Below are 20,280 nucleotides of genomic sequence, written 5' to 3'. Positions count from 1 at the left end.
CCGTTTGTCGCATCCAGGTGTGGGCCTCTGTGCTGCGACAAACGCATTGACAGCGCCGGACATCGCATAGCGCACCTGCGTTTCCACTTCATGTCCGCTGCATTGCGCGCTGCTCGCGGTCCGCTCACGCGCGGAGGCGAGCGAGCGCGCGGGACGAGAGGGCGAGGCATGCCGGGGGCAGTGCAGGCTCGCGCCGCTCCGGCGCGGGACGGCGGCGCGCGACGGGGGCCACCTGGAGTCGATCATCTCACCGCGGACGTGTCCCACGCGAGGTTGGCCGGCGCGGCGCACCTGCGTGCTCACCCGTGGAGCACCTCGAAGAGCTGCTCCAGCATGCGGTAGGTCAGCCCCCAGACGACCCGCTCGTCCACGCGCAGGCAGGGCAGGTGGACGACGTTCCCCTCGTGCGTGTACGCGTAGGTCGACGCGCACTCTCCGCGCGCCAGCGGCCCGAGCGGCGTCCAGAGCGCCTCGGCCACCTCGTCGTTCAGGGTGAGCTCCGGCGTGGAGCGCAGCGCGAAGACGAACGGGGAGATGATCATCCCGACGCGCCGCCCGCGCACGACCGCGGGCAGGTCGGGCAGGCGCGCGAGCAGGGCGCCGTGCGCCGCGAGGTCGATCCCGACCTCCTCGCGCGTCTCGCGGATCGCCGTCTCGAGCAGGCTCGCGTCCGCCGCGTCGCGCCGCCCGCCCGGGAGCGCCATGTGCCCTGACCAGGGGTCGCGCGGGTGCTCGGCCCGGCGGATCAGGAGGAGCTCGGCCTCACCGGGGTCCTGGCCGCCGGCAAGCCCTGGCGCCGTCCCCGGAGGCCCCGCCGGCGCCCGGAGGATCGCGGCGACCGCGGCCTGGCGCTCCTGCGTCATCGCGTCGAGCGCGGCCTCGCGCCCGCCGAGGCGGGCCATGATGGCGGCGAGGTCGTAGGAGGGGAGCACGGCGCGAGGATAGCATAGTACCTACCGGTACTTACGGATTGCGCCGGGCAGGCGGTCCGGGCCCGCGCGCGCCACGTCGCCTCGCGCTGCTCCGCCTCGCCCTACTCCGCGGCGACGAAGCTGTCCCACATGTCGCAGACCTCCTTCCTCAGCCCGGCCTGCTGGGAGACGGTCAGATCGAGGACGATGTTCTCGTCCGTATCCGCGTCGTACCTCGGCCATTCCACGGCGTCTCCGCCGTTCGGGTCCCCGTCCTGCGCGTGGCGCGACCAGTACCCCGAGATCACCTGCGTCAGCTCCAGCTCGCGCTGGGTCAGCGGCTCCGGCAAGAGCACGCTCGGGTTGCCGAACACGTACCTGATCTCGGCCGAATGGAAGGACCCGAGATCGCCGAGCACCGAGCCCTCCGGCGCATAGGTGAAATGGTAAAGGTACGCCGCCGCGCCGGCCTTCGCGATCGCGCGCGCCGCCCGGCGCGCCGGGCACACGAACAGCGAGTCGCCCACGGCCGCGAGCGCCGCCGCCTGCGCCGACCCGTGGGTCGCGCTCGGGTAGCTCGCCACCACCTCCTCGCCGTGGCCGGGGACGAGCTGCTCGGCGAACGCCTCGAACTCCGCGTCGTCGGCGATCGAGGGCGAGTTGCCCGCGAGCGCGAAGAACAGCGTCGCCTCATCGTCGTTGCTGCCGAGGATCGTCGGCACCTTCTCGAAGCTGCCTTCTTCGAGGAGCTTGCCCGGCGTGTCGGGGAGGTTCCAGCCGTCGATGACCGGGTACCAGCGCGGGCTGCCGAAGAGCAAGTCGCCGCTCGGCGGCAGCGCGGTGATGACCTCCTCGGCCGACTTGCCCCGGAGGCACTCGAGCACGGAGGGCGCGTCGCTGCAGCCGAGCGCCTCGACGAACGCCTCGCCCTGCGCGGCGGCGGTCGCCTCGTCGAGGGCAGTGTCGCACGGCCCGCTCTCGATGATCGCGCGCTGGAACAGGCCCTTGCTCGGCGGTGACACCATGTGCTGGCAGACGCTGATGCCGCCGGCGGACTCGCCGAACAGGGTGACGTTGCCCGGATCGCCGCCGAACGCGCCGATGTTGGCCTTGACCCACGCGAGCGCGGCGCGCTGGTCCTCGAGGCCGTACCCGCCCGTCGAGGGGTGATCGGGATCCTCCGACTCGAGCTCCGGGAGAGCGAGGAACCCGAGCGGGCCGAGCCGGTAATTGAGGGTGACCACCACCGCGCCGGCCGTCTCGGAGAGGACCTGGCCATCGTAATCGGCCTCTCCGCCGCTCCCCATCTCGAAGGCGCCGCCGTGTATCCACACGAGGACGGGCAGGGACTGGGACGCCGGGCGCTCGGGGGCCCAGACGTTCACCGTGAGGCAATCCTCGCTCGATCTCGGATCGAAGCCCGGCGTGAGCAGGCCCATCTGCGCGCACGCGGGGCCCGCCTCGACCGCCTTCAGCGCCTCGGTCCACGGCTCGTGGGGCGCGGGCGGCTTCCAGCGCAGCGCCCCGGTGGGCGGCGCGGCGTACGGGATGCCGAGGAAGGCGCGCGTCGAGCCGACGACCGCGCCCTCCACCGGGCCCTTGTCGGTGTCGACGCGCAGGGGAGCCGCCTCGTCGGCGCTCCCGCCGGAACCCCCGGTGCCGCCGGTGCCGCCGGTGCCGCCGCCACCGCCGCCGGCGCCGCCGGTGCCCGCCGAACCGGGCTCACTCGAGCTGCAGGCTGCGGCGAGCAGGCCAAGGAGAATGGTGTATGACAATGAAGGTCGGATAGGCATGATCGTCTCCTGAAGAGGGCGTCGAGGGCGCGGGGCTGCGGAACTACCGCGCGGCTCGCCGGGGCAGTCTACTTCTCCATTCCACATCGCGGCGGCGCCGTCTCCTGCCCCGCGCGGGGCCGGCGGACCCAGGCCAGCGCGGCCCGCCGAGGCGGCCTGGGCCATGGCGCCGCGATGGCGCGCGCCGCGACCTGGCCGCCGCGCACCCGCGGCCTCTCTCGCCGCCGTCCGCGGGCGCGCCGGCGACGCCGTGGCGGGACGGGCGCGGGCGACCTTGACAGGATGAAGGGCGCTCTCGTCTCCTGTGCGCATGAAAGCTCTTCGCGAAGCCGGGATTGCGGGCGGCGCCGGACATCGGGAGGCGCTGGCCAGCAGGCCGCGGCGCCGCGCGGCCCGCGCCGCGAGGCTCGGCTGGCCCCGGCTGCTGCCGTGCGCGGTGGTCGCCGGCGCGCTGGCCGGGACCGCCTGCGGCTCGGACCCGGACCCGGGCGGCGCGGGGGGCGGGACGGGCGGCATGGCCGCGTCCAGCGCGAGCGCGGGGGGCGAAGGGGGCGCCGGCGGGGCCACCGCGACCACCGGCGCGGGGGGCGCGGGCGGCGGCGGAGGCGACGTCGCGCCGGTCATGCCGGAGATCCACCCCGAGGCGTTCGGCTCTCTCGACACGTCCGAGCTGACGGTGTTCGCCTTCAGCCAGGTCGAGGTGCACCAGTCGGATCCGCAGGTGATCGAGCTCGCGCCGGACATGGTGCCGAGGGCGTGGCAGCGCTGGCGCGACACCGGGCTCGCGGCCGACGATTACGACGCCGATTACCTGGCGAGCTGCCGCGAGCGGGGCGTCCGCTTCGTCGCGGGCAGCACCGCGTCCGTCGTCTTCGCGGATGAGGTCGAGAGCGAGGAGCAGTTCCTGGCGCAGACAACGCGGAACGCCGCCGGCGAGCTCGTCGCCCATGACCAGATCGTGGAGGGCGCCCACCGCTCGAGCATGGCGTCCCCGAGCTACCGCGCGCGCCTGATCGAGATAGGCAAGCTCCAGATCGATCTCGGCGTGGACGGGCTCACTTTCGACGAGATCAACGGGGGCTACGGGGGCGCGCAGTACGACGGCAACGAGGGGTTCGACGACCATCACGTCGCGGACTTCGGAAACTACCTCTGTCGCAAGCACGGCGCCCGCTCGGACGACTGGCAGCAGGGCTTCGGCGTCGCGCCGGAGGACGGCCTCGATTGCTCGGGGGCGCCGGAGACCGCCGGCAGGGGCTTCGATTTTCGCGGGTATCTGGCGCGCATGAACGCCACGGAGAAGCCCTTCGACAGCAGGAACAAGCTGCTCCTCACGGAGTGGGGCCGGACCGTCGGCAACCGCCCGGATCCGCAGGAGGGGACCTTCGTCGAGATCTACCCGGCGCTCGTCTACTGGCAGGAGGTCGTGCTCGAGCTGCGCCGCTACGCGCGCGAGCAGCACGGCCGCGAGATCTTCATCTCCTCGAACGGGATCGTCCCGTTCGTCGACCTCCAGAGCGTGGGCCTGTACGACTGGAACATCGACGGCGACGGCCCGCGGGGCATGGACTGGGTGCCGATCGTCGATGGACACCTGGACGGCGCCGCGTCGTTCCAGGCGGCGCTGCGAGGGCTCAAGGCGCGCTCGAAGCGGATTCAAGAGCTCGTCGGCGGCAAGGAAGTCCCGCTGATGCTGTTCCTGGACTGGCCCAACGACATGATGAATCGCTACTACGGTCTCCCGCTGGAGGAGCGGAAGGACTACTTCCGTATCTTCGCCGCGGAGGTCTACGCGAACGGCCTGTACTTCGCCCTGCCGCTGCACACGACCACGGACGAGAACACGGCGACGGCGCTCGAGATGATGGACTTCTTCGCGCGCTTCCGCGACTTCTACAGGTCCCACGCGGACCTCTACCACGGCGCGATCGACCTGACCGACCCAGTGCGCTTCTCGTTCGAGGGGTGCGCGTCCGCCGAGGATCCCGACGCCTGCGCGGGGGCGAAGAAGAAGAGCCACAACCTCGTGCGGCTCCCGGACGGCCGCACGGCGCTCCACGTCATCAACCACGAGTACAGCGCCGGTGTGGTGGGGCAGGAGGGGCTGACGGTGAGCTTCCCGGTGGACACGAGCCCCGCGCAGGTCACGGCCGCCTCGCTGGACTTCGAGGAAGATCGCGCGGTGCCGTTCACCTACGAGGACGGCGTGGTCACGGCCGAGGTCGGCTCGCTCCCGGCCTCCGTCGCGATCGTCGTCGAGTGAGCGACGCGGTCGGCGCCGGGTGAGCTCCGCCGCCGGCGCCACGCCTGCGCCGCGGCCGGCGCCGCCCGGGCGCCGCGGTCAGCCGCCCTGCCGGCCGGTCGCGGCGCCCTGCGCGACGCGCGCGACGAGGCGCCGCACGTCGGCCGCGTCCACCGGCTTGGTCAGGTGGTGATCGAACCCCGCCTCCCGGGCCCGCCGCCGGTCGTCCTCCGTTCCCCAGCCGGTGAGCGCCACGAGGACGAGCCCGGCGAAGCCCGGATCGGCCCGGAGCCGCCGGGCCACCTCGTAGCCGTCCATGCCCGGCAGGCCGATGTCCAGGAACACGATGTCCGCGCCGAGCTCCCGGGCCGCGGTGAGCGCCTCGGGGCCGGTGTGGACCGCCCGGGTGCGGTGCCCCGACATCCGGAGGAGCAGCGCCAGGCTCTCCGCCCCGTCGACGTTGTCGTCCACGACGAGGACGCGGAGCGCCGGCGTGGCGTCGCGCGTCGCCGGCCCTGACGACCGAGCGCGCGACGCGGGCCCCTCGGCGGCGGCGAGCGCCACCGCGGCGAGCGGGAACCGGACGGTGAACGTCGACCCCTGGCCAGGGCCCTCGCTCTCGGCGTGGACCGTCCCGCCGTGCAGCTCGACGAGCCGCCGGACCAGGGTCAGCCCGATCCCCAGCCCGCCCTGAGCCCGGTCGATGGAGCGGACGACCTGGGTGAACATGTCGAACACCTTCGGCAGCATGTCGGCCGGGATGCCGACGCCGTTGTCCATCACCCGGACCACCACCGCGGCCCCGTCCCGCTGGCCGGCGAGCCGGATGACGCCGCCCCGGGGCGTGTACTTGGCCGCGTTGTTGAGCAGGTTCGCGAACACCTGGGCGAGCCGGGTCGGGTCCGCGTCGAGCAGGAGGGGCTCCGCCGGGAGCCGCACCGCGAGCTCGTGCTCGGCCGCCTCGATCAGGGGCCGGCTCGTCTCCAGCGCGCTGTTCAGGACCGCTCGCAGGTCGACCCGCTCCCGCCGCAGCTCCACCTTGCCGCGCGTGATCCGGGACACGTCGAGCAGGTCGTCCACCATCCGGACCATGTGCCCGACCTGCCGCTCGATCATCGCCAGGATCTTCCCGTCCTGCTCGGCGCTCCCGGAGACCTGGAGGATCTCGAGGCCCGTCCGGATGGGGGCGAGCGGGTTGCGCAGCTCGTGCGCGAGCGTGGCCAGGAACTCGTCCTTGCGCCGGTCCTGGTCGCGGAGCTGATCGTACAGCCGCGCGTTCTCGATCGCGACGGACGCGATGTGGGCGAGCTGCACGAGGATCGCCTCGTCGCTCTCGGTGAACTCCCCCTCGTGCTTGTCGGAGAGCTGGATGAAGCCGAGGTCCTCGCCGCTCCGGCCGATGAACGGGGCGACCATCCAGCCCTGCGCCGGCGGGCGCGCGTCCCTGTCGCGGCCGACGCCCCCGTCGGCGAGGCTGGCGAGCGCCTGGTGGGCCCCGATGATGCGCCGGGCCTGCTCGGTGATCCCCTGGAGCACGCTGTCCAGGGACCCGGACGCGTGGATGGTGAGCGCGGCGTCGGCCACCTGCCGCAGGAGCCGGCCCTGCTCCCGCTCCCGATCGAGGAGCCGCGCGAGCCGCTCCTCGTCGCGCTTGCGGTCGGTGATGTCCACCGTCACCCCGTCGAACCGCCGGGGGGTGCCGTCTGGCGCGTAGGCCGTCCCGCCCAGCGCCCGGACCCACTTGATCGCCCCCGTGGCCGGGTCGACCGTGCGGTAGTCGATGTCGTACGGGATCCGGTCGCGGATCGACGTGTCGATGGCCCGCCGGGTCATCTCCCGGTCGTCGGGGTGCAGGCGGTCATAGAAGGCGCCGATGGTCACGCGGGCCTCCTTCGGGAACCAGAAGTGATCCTTCACCCGCTCGTCCCAGATCAGCTCGTCGAACGGCAGATCGCAGTACCAGAACCCGATCCCGGACAGCCGGACCGCGTAGTCGAGCCGCTCGTCTCGCTCCCGCACGCCCCGGGCCGCCCGGGCCCGCTCGATGGCCTCCCAGCACCGGCCCACGACGAGCTGGACGAGGCCGACCTCGTCGGGCGTCCAGCGCCGCGGGGCGTTCTGGTGGACCGCCATCGCGGCGGTGAACCTGCCGGACTTGTGCAGCGGGACGCAGATGACCGCCTGGATCGTCGTCGCCCTGTACGCCGAGAGGTCCTGCCCGGCGCGCGGGTCGACGTCGACGTTCGACATCACGTAGGGCTCGTTCGCGAGCATGAGCCGCACGCACTCGGGCCCGAAATCGGCGACCGGCCACCGGCCGACGATGCTCGGGACGCCCCGCGTGTAGTCGCCGGTGATGACGAAGACGCGCTCTTCCTCGACCTCGGCGTAGGCGCACCGGTCCGCCCCCAGGTGCTCGGCGAGCAGACGGGCGATCACGGCCATGACCTCGTCGGGGTCGGCGAGCGGCTGGGTGGCGGCGGCGAGGTCGGCGAGGAAACGGTGCCGGCCCTCGCTCACGCGGAGCGCCTCCGCGGCCCGCCAGGCGCCCTGCGCCCGGGCGAGGGCGCGGACCGCGCTGGCGGCGAACCGCGACACGCTGGAGAGGAGGCGCGCGTCCTCGGCGTCGAACTTCCGCTCCTCGGTGTGGGCGAGGAGCCAGACCGTGCCGATCGGCGTGTCGCCGTCGTGGAAAGGGACGGCCAGCGCCTCGACGACCGGCGGCTCGCTCGAGGCATCCTCCGTGAAGTAGTCGGCGGGATAAGAGAAGAGCAGCGCCTCGTCGCGGTCGAGGACGGTGCCGCAGAGGCTCGGGTTCCGGGGCATCGTGCCGCCGAGGTTGTGCGCGAAGGCTCCGGCGATGGCCCGCCACCGGAACACCTTCCGGCCGTCCTCCTCCTCGAGCACGCTGACGCCCGCCGAGTCGGCCCGGCAGAGCTCGAGGAGCAGCGACACGAGCCGCGGGAGGACGTCGTCGAGGGGCCCGGCCATCGCGGTGGCGAGGGCGAGCAGCGCCCGGTTCTCGGCCGCGTGATCCGGCAGCCGCGACGGGCGGCGGGCCAGCTTCTCGGTCACCAGCACTTCCTCGAGGCCGAGCGCCGTCGGCGAGAGCGGGGCCGCGCTGCCGTGGGATCGGGGGCTCATGGGCGAGCGCGCTCCGCCCGCGGGCCCGCGCGGCGCGGCTGGAGCGCTCCGGGGCCCCTCGCCACCCGCGCGAGCGGGCGCCGGTGGCGCGGGGGCAGGCGGCTGCGCTCCGGCAACCCCCGGTGGAGAGGCCAGGCGGAGAGGCCGAGGTGCTCGTCCACCTCCCCGGCGGGCAGAGGATCCCGGAGGTCGGGAGGGGCCGGCTGCGCGTGCATACCTGGTGAGAGCCTTGATGAGCCGAAGGGGGCCCAGGGTACCGGACCGCTGGCGCAAAGCAAATCGTGGCTGGCTGTCTGCGCAGGTAAGCGTATACAAAATTACACTTCGGTGGAGGAACGTGCGAGCGCCGAGGAGAGGGGTCCTTCCAGGCCTTCGACAGGCGTTGGACGGCCTGGCTGCTGTGCTCGCTCTCGACCCGCCGGGGAGCGCCGTTGAGCGACCCTGGTGCCTTGAAGGGCGCCTTTGCGGCCGGCGGGCGGCGGATTCGAAAGCTCCGGGCGGGAGCCGCTCGAGTCGAGCGGCTGCTTTGGGTAGAATATTCGCGAGGTCATGCCCGAGCTCCTGCGCAATGAGCACTACGTCGTCACCGTCGACTCGGTGGCGCAGCTCGCGCGGGTCACGCGGAGCGCGCTGCCGTCCGAGTCTCCTGCGCAGTTCGAGGAGAGGTGGATGGAGGTGAGCCGCGCGCTCGACCGCACCGGCCGCACTGGGCTGTCCCTGCTCGTGGATCTGCGCGCTGCGGTGGGGAGGAATGATCCGGAGTTCGAGGCGGCAATGCAGCGATTGAAGCCGATCGTGATGCGAGGCTTCCGGCGCGTCGCCATCCTCGTGCGGACGACCGTGGGAGCGCTGCAGATCCACCGCCATCTCCGGGAGGACGGCGTCGAGCGGATGATCGGCAGCGACGAGGCCCAGCTGCTCGAGTACCTCTCCGGCGCGCCGCGCCGCGGTCGCTGAGGGAGGCGCGGAGCCCTCGGCGGCCGCGCCGCGCGCCGGGCGGCCCGGGAGGATGCCTTGCTCGCGGCCGCAGCGTGGTTGTCCGAGGCGCGGAGCAGGGGGAGGCCGCTTTGGCTATTCCGCCGCGACGGGCTCCGCGGCCCTCTCTGCTCCGTCTGCTTTCGCGCGCGGCTCGGCCGACATCTCGCCGGTGAGCACCGTCAGCGCGACCTTGATCGCGAGGGTGAGCACCATGAGCCCCACGGCCCAGATGCCGGCCGTGATCTTCCACTCGGCCGTCGAGGGCACGTACTCGACGAGCTCGTGCAGGGTGCTCGGCACGAAGCCCGGGATGATGAGGCCCATGCCCTTCTCGATCCAGACGCCGGCGAAGGCGGCGACGCAGGCGGCGTCGAGCCAGGCCCGGCTCCTGCGGCTCGCCGGCAGGTGCAGGATCACCGCGGAGGCCACGTTGAGCGCCACGGCCGACCAGATCCACGGCACGAGCGCGCTCTTGCCGTGCAGGCCGAAGAACAGGTAGGTCACGGCCGCGCCGTGCGTGCCTCCGGTGTAGAACGACGTGAAGAGCTCCGAGCCCAGCATGAACAGGTTGAGCAGCACGGTCACGCGGAGCACCGAGGTGAGCGTGCGAATCGGCCCGTCGCCCACGCGGAACCGGGTCAGCCGGGCGACGAGCTGGAGCAGCAGGATCACGAAGGCGGGGCCCGTGATGAAGGCCGAGGCGATGAAACGGGGGGCGAGCAGGGCCGAGTTCCAGAAAGGCCGGCCGCCGAGGCCCGAGTAGAGGAACGCCGTCACCGTGTGGATCGAGACCGCCCAGCCGATCGACAGGAACACGAAGGGCAGGTACCACCTCTTGTCCGGCCTCTCGCCGAGGTAACGCGTGTAGATGAGGTAGCCCGAGATGTGCAGGTTGATGAACAGGTAACCGTTGAGGACGATCACGTCCCACGTCAGCATCGAGATGGGCCAGTTGAACCGGCCGAGCCCGGGCAGGATGTGCCAGAACCGGTCCGGGCGCCCCATGTCAGCCACGATGAACAGGAGGCACACGACGATGGCGGCGATCGCGAGCAGCTCGCCCAGGATCACGACGTCGTGCATCTCGTGGTCGTCGTAGAGATACGCCGGGATCACCATCATGACGGCGCCCGCCGCGAGCCCCACGCCGAAGGTGAAGTTCGCGATGTAAAGGCCCCAAGAGACGTGGTCGCTCATGCCGGTGACCCGCATGCCCTCGGCGAGCTGGTGCGCCCAGGCGTTCGCGCCGACGAGGGCGATCGCCGTGAGCACCGTCATGAAGAGGTAGAAGCGCCACGTGCCCTCGAAGCTCTGGCCGATGACCCGGAGCAGAAAGCGTGGGTAGGTGACGGCGTGCGTGTCCTTGCGCATCGTGGCTCCGCTCGCTCAGACGTCGAAGAAGTAGAAGAAGCGCGGCCGCGTGCCGAGCTCCTCCTTGAGGACGAAGATCCGCTTGTTCTCGAGCACCCAGCGGATCTCGCTCTGCGGATCCAGGAGGTTGCCGAAGACGCGCGCGCCCGTGGGGCAGGCCTCGAGACAGGCAGGCATCCGGCCCTCGCGCGTCCGGTGGAGGCAGAAGGTGCACTTCTCCACCACGCCCTGGGGCCTGATGCGGTTCGACAGGTAGCCCTGGTCCGGGTTGATCTCGTCCGCCGGCACCTCCGGTCTGGTCCAGTTGAAGCGCCGCGCGTGGTAGGGGCAGGCGGCCTCGCAGTAGCGGCAGCCGATGCACCAGTTGTAATCGACGGCGACGATGCCGTCGGGCTCCTTCCAGGTCGCCTGGACGGGGCAGACCTTCACGCAGGGCGCGTTGTCGCACTGCTGGCACTGCACCGGCAGGTAGTACTTGCCCTTCGCGGGCACCGCGTGCTCGTACGTCGCGTTGCCCTTCTCCATGTCGAAGCTGCCCTGCTCCATCTCGAGCACGCGGATATAGGAGTTGTTCGTGCGCCGATCGTGGTTGTTCTCCACGTGGCACGCCTCGGCGCACTTGCGGCAGCCGATGCACACGCTCAGGCTGAGCGCGTAGCCGAACTGCACCCCTTCCTGCGGGCGGACATCGCGGATCGTGACCTCGCGGCCGTACTCCTCGCGGGTCTGCTGCTCGAGGCGATGGATCACCGCCGCGAGCTCCTCCCTGGTGAGCTCCTTGTAATGGCGCTGCAGGAACTGATCGAGCGAGAGATCCTTGCTCCATGCGCGCAGCGGCTCCATCGCGTGAGCGAAGGCGGAGGCGCCGAGCGTGCCTCCGAGCACCTTGAGCGCGACGCGCCTCGAGGCATGGGTCATCGGTGGGCTCCTTCTCCTGTGCCGTGGCCGTCCACGAAGCGGTCGCGCGGGGGCAGGACGGGCGTCGTGGGCTGGAACGCCGGCACGTGCGGATCGTGGCAGTCGACGCAGTGGTTGCGCACCCGCGCTCCGCCCGCGTAGCTGCCGCTCATGCCGCCGTGCGCCCCCTTCTCGTAGTCGCGGAGCTGCGGGCCGTGGCACTGCGCGCAGAGCTGCATGGCGTCGCGCATCGGGAGGAGCGCGCCGTCGGCCTTGCGCAGCGTGTCCTGGTCGCCGATCACGTGGCACGAGGCGCAGCGCATCCCGCCGTGCTCGAACCTCAGCCCGACGTGGAACTCGTCGAGCTCCGCCGCCGAGGCCGGCAGCGCCTCTGGCCTCCGGAGCGAGTGGCACGTGACGCACGCCGCGCGGATCGGCCGGCCCAGCGAGTCCCGCCGGTCCGTGGGGACGCCCGAGAGCCTGTCAGGGTGATGGATGGTCGCGGCGGCGACCGGCGTCGCGTCGAGCGCGGGGCGCAGCTCCAGCGGCTGGTCGCGCTCCTTGCAGCCGGCCGCGTGGGCCAGGCACAGGAGGCCAAGCACCGCGGCGGCCCCGGAACGATGAAGAGAGGAGTGCACGGTGCCGCCCCCATCGCACGCCACGTGCCACCGCGTGCGTCCGGGGCGATCCCGCGACCGCGGCCCGGCGCGGTGCAGGACGCGCGCCCGGATGCACGGATTGCGCGTCGCTCGCTCTCCAGGCGCCGGGGCTCTCCGGCCGGGCGCCTGGGCGCGGGTCACGATTCGCCGGTTTTGTCCTGGGCGCTCTCGCGTGGCGCGGGCCTTGCGAGCGTGAGCGGGTGCCGATGCCCATCAGTGCTCTTGTCATCACCCTCTCGGATGAACCCGGCGCGCGGGAGCGCGCGTGTCGCTCGCTCGCCGGCGAAGCCGCGCTCTCGCTCGGTCTTCCGTCCGGCTCCAGGCTCCCCGCCGTCGCCGACACAGAGACGCTGCTGGCGGGAGAGGAGCTCGTCGAGCGGGTGCTCCGCATCGATGGCGTGGATTTCGTCGACGTGGTGTCGGTCGACTTCTCCGATCTGGAGGCATGATGGAACGCCGTGAATTCCTGAGGTACTCCGCGATGAGCGCGGCGACCGTGGCCGCTACCCGGCTCGCGCTGGGCAAGGACGGGGTCGCCGCCGCCGAGGCCGCGCCCGCGGCGCACGCCACCTCCGACGTGGTCTGGAACAAGGCGCCATGCAGGTTCTGCGGCACCGGCTGCCACGTGCAGGTGGGCGTGAAGGGGGGCCGCGTGGTCGCGGTCGCGGGCGACCAGAGCGCGGACGTCAACAAGGGCCTGCTCTGCGTGAAGGGGTACCACGTCGGCCTCGCCCTCTACGGCAGAGACCGGCTGACCAGGCCGCTGCTCCGAAAGAACGGCAAGCTCGAGCCCATCGGCTGGGACGAGGCCATCGAGATCATCGCCCGGCGCGCGACGCAGAACCCGGCCGGCTTCGCGCTCTACGGCAGCGGCCAGTGGACGATCCCCGAGGGGTACGCCGCGAACAAGCTCGTGAAGGCGGGGCTCGGGAACAACCAGATCGACCCGAACGCGCGCCTCTGCATGGCGTCGGCGGTGACGGGCTTCCTCTCGACCTACGGCGTGGACGAGCCGGCCGGCTGCTACGAGGATCTGGACAGGTGCGATGTCCTGCTCATGTGGGGGAACAACCCCGCCGAGATGCACCCCGTTCTCTTCTCGCGCGTCGTCGACCGGCGCTCGCGGGGCGAGCAGGTGCTGCTCATCGATCTAACGACGCGGCGCACGCGCACCTCGGCCTTCTGCCAGCACACGCTGTACTTCAAGCCGAACACCGATCTCGCGATCGCGAACGGCATCGCGCACCTGCTCGTCGAGCGCGGGACGTTCGACCGGGCGTTCGTCGAGAAGTTCTGCAACTTCCGCCAGCGGACCGAGCACCCGACCCTCGACGGGCGGCCGATGAGCTTCGCGGAGTACAGGGCGGCGCTCGCCGAGTACACGCCGGAGCGGGTGGAGGCGATCTCGGGCGTCGCCGCGAAGGACATCCGGATGCTGGCGGATCTCTTCGGGCGCCGCGATCTGCGGATCACGAGCCTCTGGTGCATGGGGATGAACCAGCACACCCGCGGCACCGCGATCAACGACCTGGTGCACGGCGTGCACCTCCTCAGCGGGCATTTCGGCAAGCCGGGCGACGCCCCGACCAGCCTGACCGGCCAGCCGTCGGCCTGCGGCACGGTGCGCGAGGTCGGCACCCTCGCCAACGGGCTCCCCGGCGGCCTGGTCGTCACGAACGGTGAGCACCGGCAGAAGGCGGAGCACCTCTGGAACCTGCCCGAGGGGAGGATCAACGCGAAGCCCGGCTACCACACGGTCGACCTCTGGAAGCGCTTCTCGACCCCGAAGGAGCAGGGGGGCGACATCGACACCATCTGGGTGATGGTGACCAATCCAGGCCAGTCGTTGCCGAACACGAACGAGCTCTTCGACCCGAGCCGCAAGATCCCCGGCAAGTTCCTCATCGTGTCCGACGTCTACCCGACGGCCACGGTGCGCGCCGCGGATCTCGTCCTGCCCTCGGCCATGTGGGTCGAGAAGAACGGGATGTTCGGCAACTCCGAGCGGCGCACGCAGCAGTGGTTCAAGATGGTCAATCCGCCCGGCGAGGCGCGGGATGACGCATGGCAGATCATCGCCGTGGCGCGCAAGCTCCACGACATGGGCTTCGCCGGGATGAAGGACAAGGACGGGCGTTTCCTGTTCGACGTCCGGAAGGACGGCAAGGAGGTGCCCGTCTGGGACTACCGGCATTACCACGACGTCAACGTCGACGAGCACCTCTTCGAGGAGTACCGCAAATTCACCCGCTTCAAGCACAAGGACCTCGCGCCCTACCGCGAGTACGTCAAGGCGCGGGGCCTGCGCTGGCCTGTGGTCGAGCAGCCCGACGGCTCGTGGCGGGAGACGCGGTTCCGCTTCTCGAGGTTCGACGATCCTTATGTCACGAAGGACGAGATCCAGTTCTACCACTCGGTGACCCGGGATGACCGGGCGCTCATCTGGTTTCACCCCTACGAGCCGCCGCCCGAGTCGCCCGACGGCGACTATCCCTTCTGGCTGTGCACGGGCCGCGTGCTCGAGCACTGGCACACGGGCTCGCTCACCATGAGGATACCCCAGCTCCAGCGGGCGATGCCGCAGTCGTACCTGGAGATGAACCGCGAGGACGCGCGGAAGCTCGGCGTCGCCGACGGGGAGGTCGTGGTCCTGGAGAGCCGGCGCGGCGCGCTCGAGCTGCCGGTCTGGATCGAGGGCCGGGGCGCGCCCCCACCTGGCACGGTGTTCGTGCCGTTCTTCGATGAGACGGTGATGGTGAACCGCGCGACGCTCGAGGCGCACGATCCGCTCTCGAAGCAGCCGGACTACAAGAAGTGCGCGGTCCGGATCCGGCGCAAGGCGCAGGGCAAGCAGGGAGAGGCGCGATGAGGCGCGCCCGCGGCCTGCACGTCGGCCTCGCGGCGGTCGTCGCCATCACGGCGGCGGGCTTCTTCTCGGGGCTCCGCGGCACAGATCGCGGGGTGGCGGCGCTGCGCGGCGATCCGCCGCCGCCGGCCGCGAGCGTCGAGGCGCGCGGCTATGCCGACATGCGCGAGCGCGCGTACGGCCCGAACGCGGGCATGTACGAGGGCGCCTTCGCCCGGCTGGAGGCGGCGGACGCCGACCTCTACGCGCCCGTCGAGCAGTCGGAGGCGGACCGCGAGGCGGCGCTCGACAGGCGCGCTTCCCGCCGCGCCTATGACGGCGCGCCGCCCACGATCCCGCACCGCATCGAGCAGCTCGGTGCCCCGGATTGCCTGTCGTGCCACGAGGGCGGGTTGCGCGTCGCGAACCTCACCGCGCCCAGGATGAGCCACCGGCGCTACGAGAGCTGCACGCAGTGCCATGTCGTCGGCGACGACCCGAGGCCGCTCGCGGAGACGCCGCCGGCGCCCGACAACAGCTTCGCGGGCATGGAGTCGCCGCGGCGGGGAGCCCGCGCCTACGAGGGCGCCCCGCCCACGATCCCGCACCCGACGCTCATGCGCTCGGAGTGCTCGAGCTGCCACGGGGTTCACGGCGCCCTCGGCATGCGCTCGACGCACCCCTATCGGCAGAGCTGCACCCAGTGCCACGCCCCCTCGGCCGAGCTGGATCAGCGCGCGCCCAGGCCCCTCGGCGCTTGGCCGCCGCCGAGCATGGGAGCGGACAGGCCATGATCGCCGGGATGCCGAGGATGCGCCGGCGGGATCTGCTCCGGATCTTCGCGCCGGGACCCGGTGCGCCGCGGGGCTCGACGGCGGCGCCAGCGGCGCCGTCCTCGACCGCGCCGGCGGTGTCCTTCTCGCTCGAAGCCTTCTATGCGCAGCGGGAGGGCTCCGGGGCGGCCGCGGGGCAGACCATCCCCACCTTCGACGTCACCGCCCGCGCCGAGCTCCCCGCGCCTCGCGCCGGCGCCGGCTGCGGCCTCTGCGTCGAGGTCTGTCCCGCGCCGGTCAACGGCTTCTCGGTCGTCCAGCGCGCCCTGCCAGGAGGAGCCACACGCCATGGTTGAGACGGAGGTCGATCCCGAGATCCCGCTCCCGCCCTTGCAGGAGGCGGCGCTCGACGAGGCGACCCTCGATCGGCTCTTTCTCGACATCGCCGAGGCCGCGGAGCTCGTCTCGGTGTCGCTCAAGGCCGACGCGACGGCCCGCGCCGGAGACGTGCCGAGGGCCGGGAGAGACGAGCTCGTCCTCGCCCGCCGCGCGCTCCGCGATGGGACGGCGCTCGGCGCGCAGATCCGTTATCGCTTCGCGGGCTCGGAGTGGTGTGACACGCTGCTCCGGATGCCGTCCGGCGTGCGCCTCGTGCGCGTCCGGATGGAGGACGCCCTGGGCGCGTGCGCTGCGCCCACGTCGCTCCGTGGTGCCACGAGAAGAGAAAGAGAATGAAATACGGAGGCACAGCGGAGAGAAAAGAGGAAGACCAGCTCCATGTGCGCTGTGGTCCTCTCGTCGTCTCACCGGGGCAGAGCCGGGGGAGCGGGCGATGCGGGGCGCTCGGAGGTCCGGCCTCAGAGGCCGACGGTGGCGCGGAAGAACTGGCCACTTCCCTCGATGACGTAGCTCCCTGAGGCGAACGGGACGAAGATCGAGCCGCCCTGGCGGAGGTCGCGGGCCGCGCCGCGCGCGTCGACGAGCGCGGCCTGTCCCCGCGTGCACAGCACGATCTCCGGGCCGCGCCGCTCGTCCGTCTTCCAGGAAGACGCGGCGTCGAGCTCGATGCGAGAGAGCCGGAACTCCGGCGCGGGGGTGTCGTAGAACGACTCCGCGCCGGCCTGGCGCGGCACGACGGGCTCGACGCGCCACGGCGAGAAGTCGAGGACGCGCACGAGCTCATCGACGTTGACGCGCTTCGGCGTGAGCCCGCCGCGGAGCACGTTGTCGGAGCTCGCCATGATCTCGATCCCGACCCCCTGCACGTAGGCGTGCAGCCGGCGCGGCGGCAGGTAGAGCGCCTCGCCGGGCTCGAGGTGAACGTCGTTGAGCAGGAGCGCGATCGCGACGCCGACGTCGCCCGGGTAGAGCTCGTGCAGGCGGAGCGCCCAGCCGCAGGCCCTCGCGAGCCATCCGCCGGCCTGCGCGCGCGCCCGGCACGCCTCGACCACCGAGGCGACGAGCTCCCGCCGCGCCGCCGGATCGAGCCCGAGGAGGCCCTGGACGAGGCGCGAGACGGCGGCCGCGTCGACCGGCGCGGCGCCGCGGGGGACGAGCGCTTCCCCGGGGCCTCGGGCGAGGAGCTCGAAGACCTCCGGCAGGGCCGCGGCCGGCCGGAAGCCGCAGAGCGCGTCGAAGGGGGTGAGCGCGCAGATGAGCTCGGGCTTGTGGTGCGGGTCGCGGTAGGTGCGCTCGGGGGCGTCCACCGGGATGCCGGCCGCGTTCTCCGCGTCGAACCCGCGCCGCGCCTGCGCCTCGTCCGGGTGAGCCTGGAGCGACAGGGGCTGATCGGCCGCGAGCACCTTGAGCAGGAAGGGGAGCCGCGCGCCGAAGCGATCGATCGTCGGCCCGCCCAGGAAGGCTCCCGCGCGGCTGGCGATCGCGTCGATGAGGCGCTCTCGGCCGCCGTCGACCTCGATGCACGAGGAGGCTGCCGGGTGGGCTCCCATCCAGAGCTCGGCCTGAGGCCCGTCGGAAGGCCCCTGTCCGAGCAGCGCCGCGATGGCGCCTCGCGAGCCCCAGGCGTACTCCTGAACACGGTTCTCGAGCGAAAACATGGCTGGCTCCTGTGCGGCGCACCCTACCTGACGGCCCGGGCGAAGTCAGCGATCGAGCGCGTGGGCGATGCCGCTCTCCGGCGTCCCCCGCGTGACAAGGCTGCTGAGGTCGACCCCGAGCTCGACCAGGGTCTGGGCGATCTTGTCGGCGCCGGTGGCGTCGGTGGCTGACGCGGCGCGCGGCTCCGCTTTACGTGGTCCGGCGAGCGACCTACGCTCGGCGCATGACAACGACCAAGGACGCTTCGAGGTTCACGCCCATCCTGGCGAGGCTGCGCGACGCCGTGCTGGCCTACCCCGAGGCGGTGGAGGAGTTCCCCTGGGGCGACCGGGTCGCCAAGGTGCGCGGGAAGATCTTCGTGTTCCTCAACACGCACGAGGGGAAGCTCGTCGTGACCACGAAGCTCCCGCAGTCTGGCGAGGCTGCGCTCATGCTGCCGTTCGCCGAGCCGACCGGGTACAACCTGGGCAAGAGCGGGTGGGTGACGGCGCGCTTCGGGCCGAAGGACAGGGTGCCCGAGTCGATGCTGCTCGAGTGGATCGAGGAGAGCTACCGCGCGGTGGCGCCGAAGCGGCCTTTGCAGGTGCTGGACGGCGCGGCTGCGGCCCCCGGGAAGAAGGGCGCTGCGGCGAAGGTGGCGTCGGGCAGGAGGGCGGCGCCGGCAACGAAGGCAGCGCCGGGGGAGAAGGTCGCTCCGGCGAGGAGGGCGGCGCCGGGGAAGAACGGGTCGCCAACCAAGAAGGGAGCGCCGGCGAAGAAGGGTGTGCCGGAGAAGAAGGGGGCGCCGGCGAAGAAGGCTGCGCCCGAGAAGAAGGGGGCGCCGGTGAAGAAGGCTGCGCCCGAGAAGGGGGCGCCGGCGAAGAGGGCTGCGCCCGAGAAGAAGGGGGCGCCGGTGAAGAAGGCTGCGCCCGAGAAGAAGGCTGCGCCCGAGAAGAAGGCTGCGCCCGAGAAGAAGGCTGCGCCCGAGAAGAAGGCTGCGCCGGTGAAGAAGGCTGCGCCCGAGAAGGGGGCGCCGGCGAAGAGGGCTGCGCCCGAGAAGAAGGCTGCGCCCGAGAAGAAGGCTGCGCCCGAGAAGAAGGCTGCGCCGGTGAAGAAGGCTGCGCCCGAGAAGGGGGCGCCGGCGAAGAAGGCTGCGCCCGAGAAGAAGGCTGCGCCCGAGAAGAAGGCTGCGCCCGAGAAGAAGGCGGCTCCCGCGCCGCGAGCGCAGACCTCCCGGAAGCGCGGCTAGCGGCGTGCTCTCGACCGCTCACGCCTGCACACCCACGGAACGACATCGATGCGACAAAGCGAGCAGTCCCGGGAAGCGTCATCGGATCCACGCCAGCCCGCCGCGCGGCGTCCCGCGCCGCGCTGGCGCCGGCTCCGGGCCCTCGTGCTCGCCAGCGCGGTGCTTTACCTCATCGTGGTCGCATCGCTCTGGCTCGCCCTGCCCATCGTGGGCGACCGGTGGTGGCCTGGGACGCTCTTTCTCTTCGGCCCCCGCCAGGTCATCGCCCTCCCGCTCCTCGTGATCGTGCCCGCCGCGCTCCTCGTGCAGCGCCGCGCGCTCATTCCGGCGGCGCTCGCGTCGGTGATCGTGGTCGGCCCCATCCTGGGGTTCTCTGTCTCGCTCCGGGCCCTCGTCGGAGGGGCGGACCGCGGCGACCTGCGCGTCGCGTCCTTCAACACAGGCAGCCGCGCCATGAGCATGGAGCGACTCAAGGGCTTCGTGTCCGAGGCCCGGCCCGACGTGCTCGCCCTTCAGGAGTGCTCGATACCCGAGCCGGAGCTGGCAGCAGCCTTTCCGGGGTGGTTCGTCCACGTCGACCGCGGGATGTGCCTCGTGAGCCGGCACCCTCTCCTCAAGGCCGAGTCCAGGGACCGCAGCGACGTGTGGCGTGAAGGTGGCCACGGCGCCATCCTCCGTTACGCGATCGCGCTGCCGGACCGTGCGGCCGGTGCGGCTCCGGTCGGCTCTTCCGGCCCCGGCGCCGCGCCGGAGGCGCCCCGGCCAGCCGCGCAGGCGCCCCCTGGCGCGCGCACCTTCAGCCTGCTCAACCTGCACCTGGAGACGCCCCGCGAGGCGATCGAGGCGCTGATGCACGGCCTCTGGAAGCAAGCCGCGGAGCACGACCGGGTCATCGCGTTGCGCACCTGGGAGTCCGAGCTCGCGAGGAAATGGGTCGACGAGGCACCTTATCCGGCCGTCATCGTCGGCGACCTCAACATGCCCGTCGACAGCGCCATCTACCGGCGCTTCTGGGCGGGCTTCGAGAACGCGTTCTCCCGCGCCGGGCTCGGGTTCGGCGCGACGAAGCGGACGCGCTGGTTCGGTATCCGCATCGACCACGTGCTCGCGGGGCCGGGCTGGACGACCGAGCGCGCGTGGATCGGCCCTGATCTCGGCTCGGACCACCTCCCCATCCTCGCCGACCTGCGCTGGACCGGTGGCGCGCCCGGGGGAGACGCCCAGCGCTAGAGTCCACCTCCGTTCACCGGCGACGGCGGCGCGGCACCCGCGCGCGTCAGGAGCGGCCCGGGGCGCTGACCGGTCCGATTTGTGAGCCGCGGCGCCGCGCGAGAGGCACTGTTGCTTGGAGGCTGCTCCACGGTGTGCGCACGCTCACTCG

At 72.1% G+C, this 20,280-nt stretch carries 17 protein-coding genes; 9 read left to right on the top strand and 8 right to left on the bottom strand.

Translation table 11 applies throughout. The features are described from left to right. Positions 1 to 299: 299 nt before the first annotated feature. Both WME85_RS29185 and WME85_RS29180 read right to left on the bottom strand, forming a co-directional pair. A complete protein-coding gene (locus WME85_RS29185; protein WP_437825874.1) occupies positions 300 to 932 on the bottom strand; it encodes an NUDIX hydrolase in 633 nt (210 codons plus the stop codon). Positions 933 to 1,033: 101 nt separating this feature from the next. Continuing rightward, positions 1,034 to 2,686, bottom strand: a complete 1,653-nt coding sequence (locus WME85_RS29180) for a carboxylesterase/lipase family protein (protein WP_437825872.1) — start codon at positions 2,684 to 2,686, stop codon at positions 1,034 to 1,036. Between the two features lie 328 nt (positions 2,687 to 3,014). Here WME85_RS29180 and WME85_RS29175 point away from each other — a divergent pair, with 328 nt between their 5' ends. Then, on the top strand, positions 3,015 to 4,967 hold the full coding sequence (locus WME85_RS29175) for a hypothetical protein (protein WP_437825871.1): 1,953 nt from the start codon (positions 3,015 to 3,017) through the stop codon (positions 4,965 to 4,967). 78 nt (positions 4,968 to 5,045) lie between these two features. Here WME85_RS29175 and WME85_RS29170 read toward each other — a convergent pair whose 3' ends face one another. Continuing rightward, a complete protein-coding gene (locus tag WME85_RS29170) occupies positions 5,046 to 8,090 on the bottom strand; it encodes a GAF domain-containing protein (RefSeq protein WP_437825868.1) in 3,045 nt (1,014 codons plus the stop codon). Between the two features lie 549 nt (positions 8,091 to 8,639). Here WME85_RS29170 and WME85_RS29165 point away from each other — a divergent pair. Beyond that, on the top strand, positions 8,640 to 9,047 hold the full coding sequence (locus tag WME85_RS29165) for a hypothetical protein (RefSeq protein WP_437825867.1): 408 nt from the start codon (positions 8,640 to 8,642) through the stop codon (positions 9,045 to 9,047). Positions 9,048 to 9,161: 114 nt separating this feature from the next. On the opposite strand, the gene dsrP is transcribed toward WME85_RS29165, so the two are convergent. Genes dsrP through WME85_RS29150 form a run of 3 tightly spaced genes read right to left on the bottom strand, consistent with a single transcriptional unit; the run spans position 9,162 to position 11,974 of the window. Continuing rightward, on the bottom strand, positions 9,162 to 10,439 hold the full coding sequence (gene dsrP, locus WME85_RS29160) for a sulfate reduction electron transfer complex DsrMKJOP subunit DsrP (RefSeq protein WP_437825865.1): 1,278 nt from the start codon (positions 10,437 to 10,439) through the stop codon (positions 9,162 to 9,164). Positions 10,440 to 10,454: 15 nt separating this feature from the next. Next, on the bottom strand, positions 10,455 to 11,357 hold the full coding sequence (locus WME85_RS29155) for a 4Fe-4S dicluster domain-containing protein (protein WP_437825862.1): 903 nt from the start codon (positions 11,355 to 11,357) through the stop codon (positions 10,455 to 10,457). Next, the gene (locus WME85_RS29150) at positions 11,354 to 11,974 is read right to left on the bottom strand and encodes a hypothetical protein (protein WP_437825859.1); all 621 of its coding nucleotides are present in this window, start codon (positions 11,972 to 11,974) and stop codon (positions 11,354 to 11,356) included. Before WME85_RS29150 ends, WME85_RS29155 begins: the two co-directional genes overlap by 4 nt. 227 nt (positions 11,975 to 12,201) lie before the next feature. On the opposite strand from WME85_RS29150, the gene WME85_RS29145 reads away from it, so the two are divergent. From WME85_RS29145 to WME85_RS29125, 5 genes are read left to right on the top strand one after another with little or no spacing between them, the layout of a single operon-like run. Beyond that, positions 12,202 to 12,444, top strand: a complete 243-nt coding sequence (locus WME85_RS29145; RefSeq protein WP_437825857.1) for a hypothetical protein — start codon at positions 12,202 to 12,204, stop codon at positions 12,442 to 12,444. Positions 12,445 to 12,476: 32 nt separating this feature from the next. Then, the gene (locus tag WME85_RS29140) at positions 12,477 to 14,864 is read left to right on the top strand and encodes a molybdopterin-dependent oxidoreductase (RefSeq protein WP_437825856.1); all 2,388 of its coding nucleotides are present in this window, start codon (positions 12,477 to 12,479) and stop codon (positions 14,862 to 14,864) included. Then, positions 14,861 to 15,634, top strand: a complete 774-nt coding sequence (locus WME85_RS29135; protein ID WP_437825854.1) for a diheme cytochrome c precursor — start codon at positions 14,861 to 14,863, stop codon at positions 15,632 to 15,634. The genes WME85_RS29140 and WME85_RS29135 overlap by 4 nt, the downstream gene beginning before the upstream one ends. Before the next feature lie 8 nt (positions 15,635 to 15,642). Continuing rightward, positions 15,643 to 15,969, top strand: coding sequence for a hypothetical protein (locus WME85_RS29130; protein WP_437825852.1), 327 nt, complete (start codon positions 15,643 to 15,645; stop codon positions 15,967 to 15,969). Further along, the gene (locus WME85_RS29125) at positions 15,962 to 16,348 is read left to right on the top strand and encodes a hypothetical protein (RefSeq protein ID WP_437825850.1); all 387 of its coding nucleotides are present in this window, start codon (positions 15,962 to 15,964) and stop codon (positions 16,346 to 16,348) included. The genes WME85_RS29130 and WME85_RS29125 overlap by 8 nt, the downstream gene beginning before the upstream one ends. Positions 16,349 to 16,470: 122 nt before the next feature. Here WME85_RS29125 and manA read toward each other — a convergent pair whose 3' ends face one another. Together manA and WME85_RS29115 are read right to left on the bottom strand one after the other, a co-directional pair. Beyond that, on the bottom strand, positions 16,471 to 17,670 hold the full coding sequence (manA, locus tag WME85_RS29120) for a mannose-6-phosphate isomerase, class I (RefSeq protein WP_437825848.1): 1,200 nt from the start codon (positions 17,668 to 17,670) through the stop codon (positions 16,471 to 16,473). Positions 17,671 to 17,715: 45 nt separating this feature from the next. After that, on the bottom strand, positions 17,716 to 17,901 hold the full coding sequence (locus tag WME85_RS29115) for a hypothetical protein (protein WP_437825846.1): 186 nt from the start codon (positions 17,899 to 17,901) through the stop codon (positions 17,716 to 17,718). On the opposite strand from WME85_RS29115, the gene WME85_RS29110 reads away from it, so the two are divergent. Next, positions 17,895 to 18,899 carry an MmcQ/YjbR family DNA-binding protein gene (locus WME85_RS29110; protein ID WP_437825844.1) on the top strand — a complete coding sequence of 335 codons (1,005 nt, stop codon included), beginning with the start codon at positions 17,895 to 17,897 and terminating at the stop codon, positions 18,897 to 18,899. The genes WME85_RS29115 and WME85_RS29110 overlap by 7 nt on opposite strands. 48 nt (positions 18,900 to 18,947) lie before the next feature. Continuing rightward, complete coding sequence (locus WME85_RS29105; protein WP_437825841.1) at positions 18,948 to 20,129, top strand: endonuclease/exonuclease/phosphatase family protein; 1,182 nt, start codon at positions 18,948 to 18,950, stop codon at positions 20,127 to 20,129. Positions 20,130 to 20,280: the final 151 nt, after the last annotated feature.

It is taken from the genome of Sorangium sp. So ce1153, from assembly GCF_051521595.1.
GTDB lineage: Bacteria > Myxococcota_A > Polyangia > Polyangiales > Polyangiaceae > Sorangium.
Note: the sequence above shows the minus strand (reverse complement) of the source record. Positions and strands in the feature narration are given on the sequence as shown.

Bases quoted from the DNA above. Each gene is read 5' to 3' on its own strand.
- WME85_RS29170 (WP_437825868.1), bottom strand. From the start codon at position 8,090: ATGAGCCCCCGATCCCACGGCAGCGCGGCCCCGCTCTCGCCGACGGCG.
- dsrP (WP_437825865.1), bottom strand. From the start codon at position 10,439: ATGCGCAAGGACACGCACGCCGTCACCTACCCACGCTTTCTGCTCCGG.
- WME85_RS29155 (WP_437825862.1), bottom strand. From the start codon at position 11,357: ATGACCCATGCCTCGAGGCGCGTCGCGCTCAAGGTGCTCGGAGGCACG.
- WME85_RS29165 (WP_437825867.1), top strand. From the start codon at position 8,640: ATGCCCGAGCTCCTGCGCAATGAGCACTACGTCGTCACCGTCGACTCG.
- manA (WP_437825848.1), bottom strand. From the start codon at position 17,670: ATGTTTTCGCTCGAGAACCGTGTTCAGGAGTACGCCTGGGGCTCGCGA.
- WME85_RS29105 (WP_437825841.1), top strand. From the start codon at position 18,948: ATGCGACAAAGCGAGCAGTCCCGGGAAGCGTCATCGGATCCACGCCAG.
- WME85_RS29130 (WP_437825852.1), top strand. From the start codon at position 15,643: ATGCCGAGGATGCGCCGGCGGGATCTGCTCCGGATCTTCGCGCCGGGA.
- WME85_RS29110 (WP_437825844.1), top strand. From the start codon at position 17,895: ATGACAACGACCAAGGACGCTTCGAGGTTCACGCCCATCCTGGCGAGG.
- WME85_RS29145 (WP_437825857.1), top strand. From the start codon at position 12,202: ATGCCCATCAGTGCTCTTGTCATCACCCTCTCGGATGAACCCGGCGCG.
- WME85_RS29135 (WP_437825854.1), top strand. From the start codon at position 14,861: ATGAGGCGCGCCCGCGGCCTGCACGTCGGCCTCGCGGCGGTCGTCGCC.
- WME85_RS29175 (WP_437825871.1), top strand. From the start codon at position 3,015: ATGAAAGCTCTTCGCGAAGCCGGGATTGCGGGCGGCGCCGGACATCGG.
- WME85_RS29125 (WP_437825850.1), top strand. From the start codon at position 15,962: ATGGTTGAGACGGAGGTCGATCCCGAGATCCCGCTCCCGCCCTTGCAG.
- WME85_RS29140 (WP_437825856.1), top strand. From the start codon at position 12,477: ATGAGCGCGGCGACCGTGGCCGCTACCCGGCTCGCGCTGGGCAAGGAC.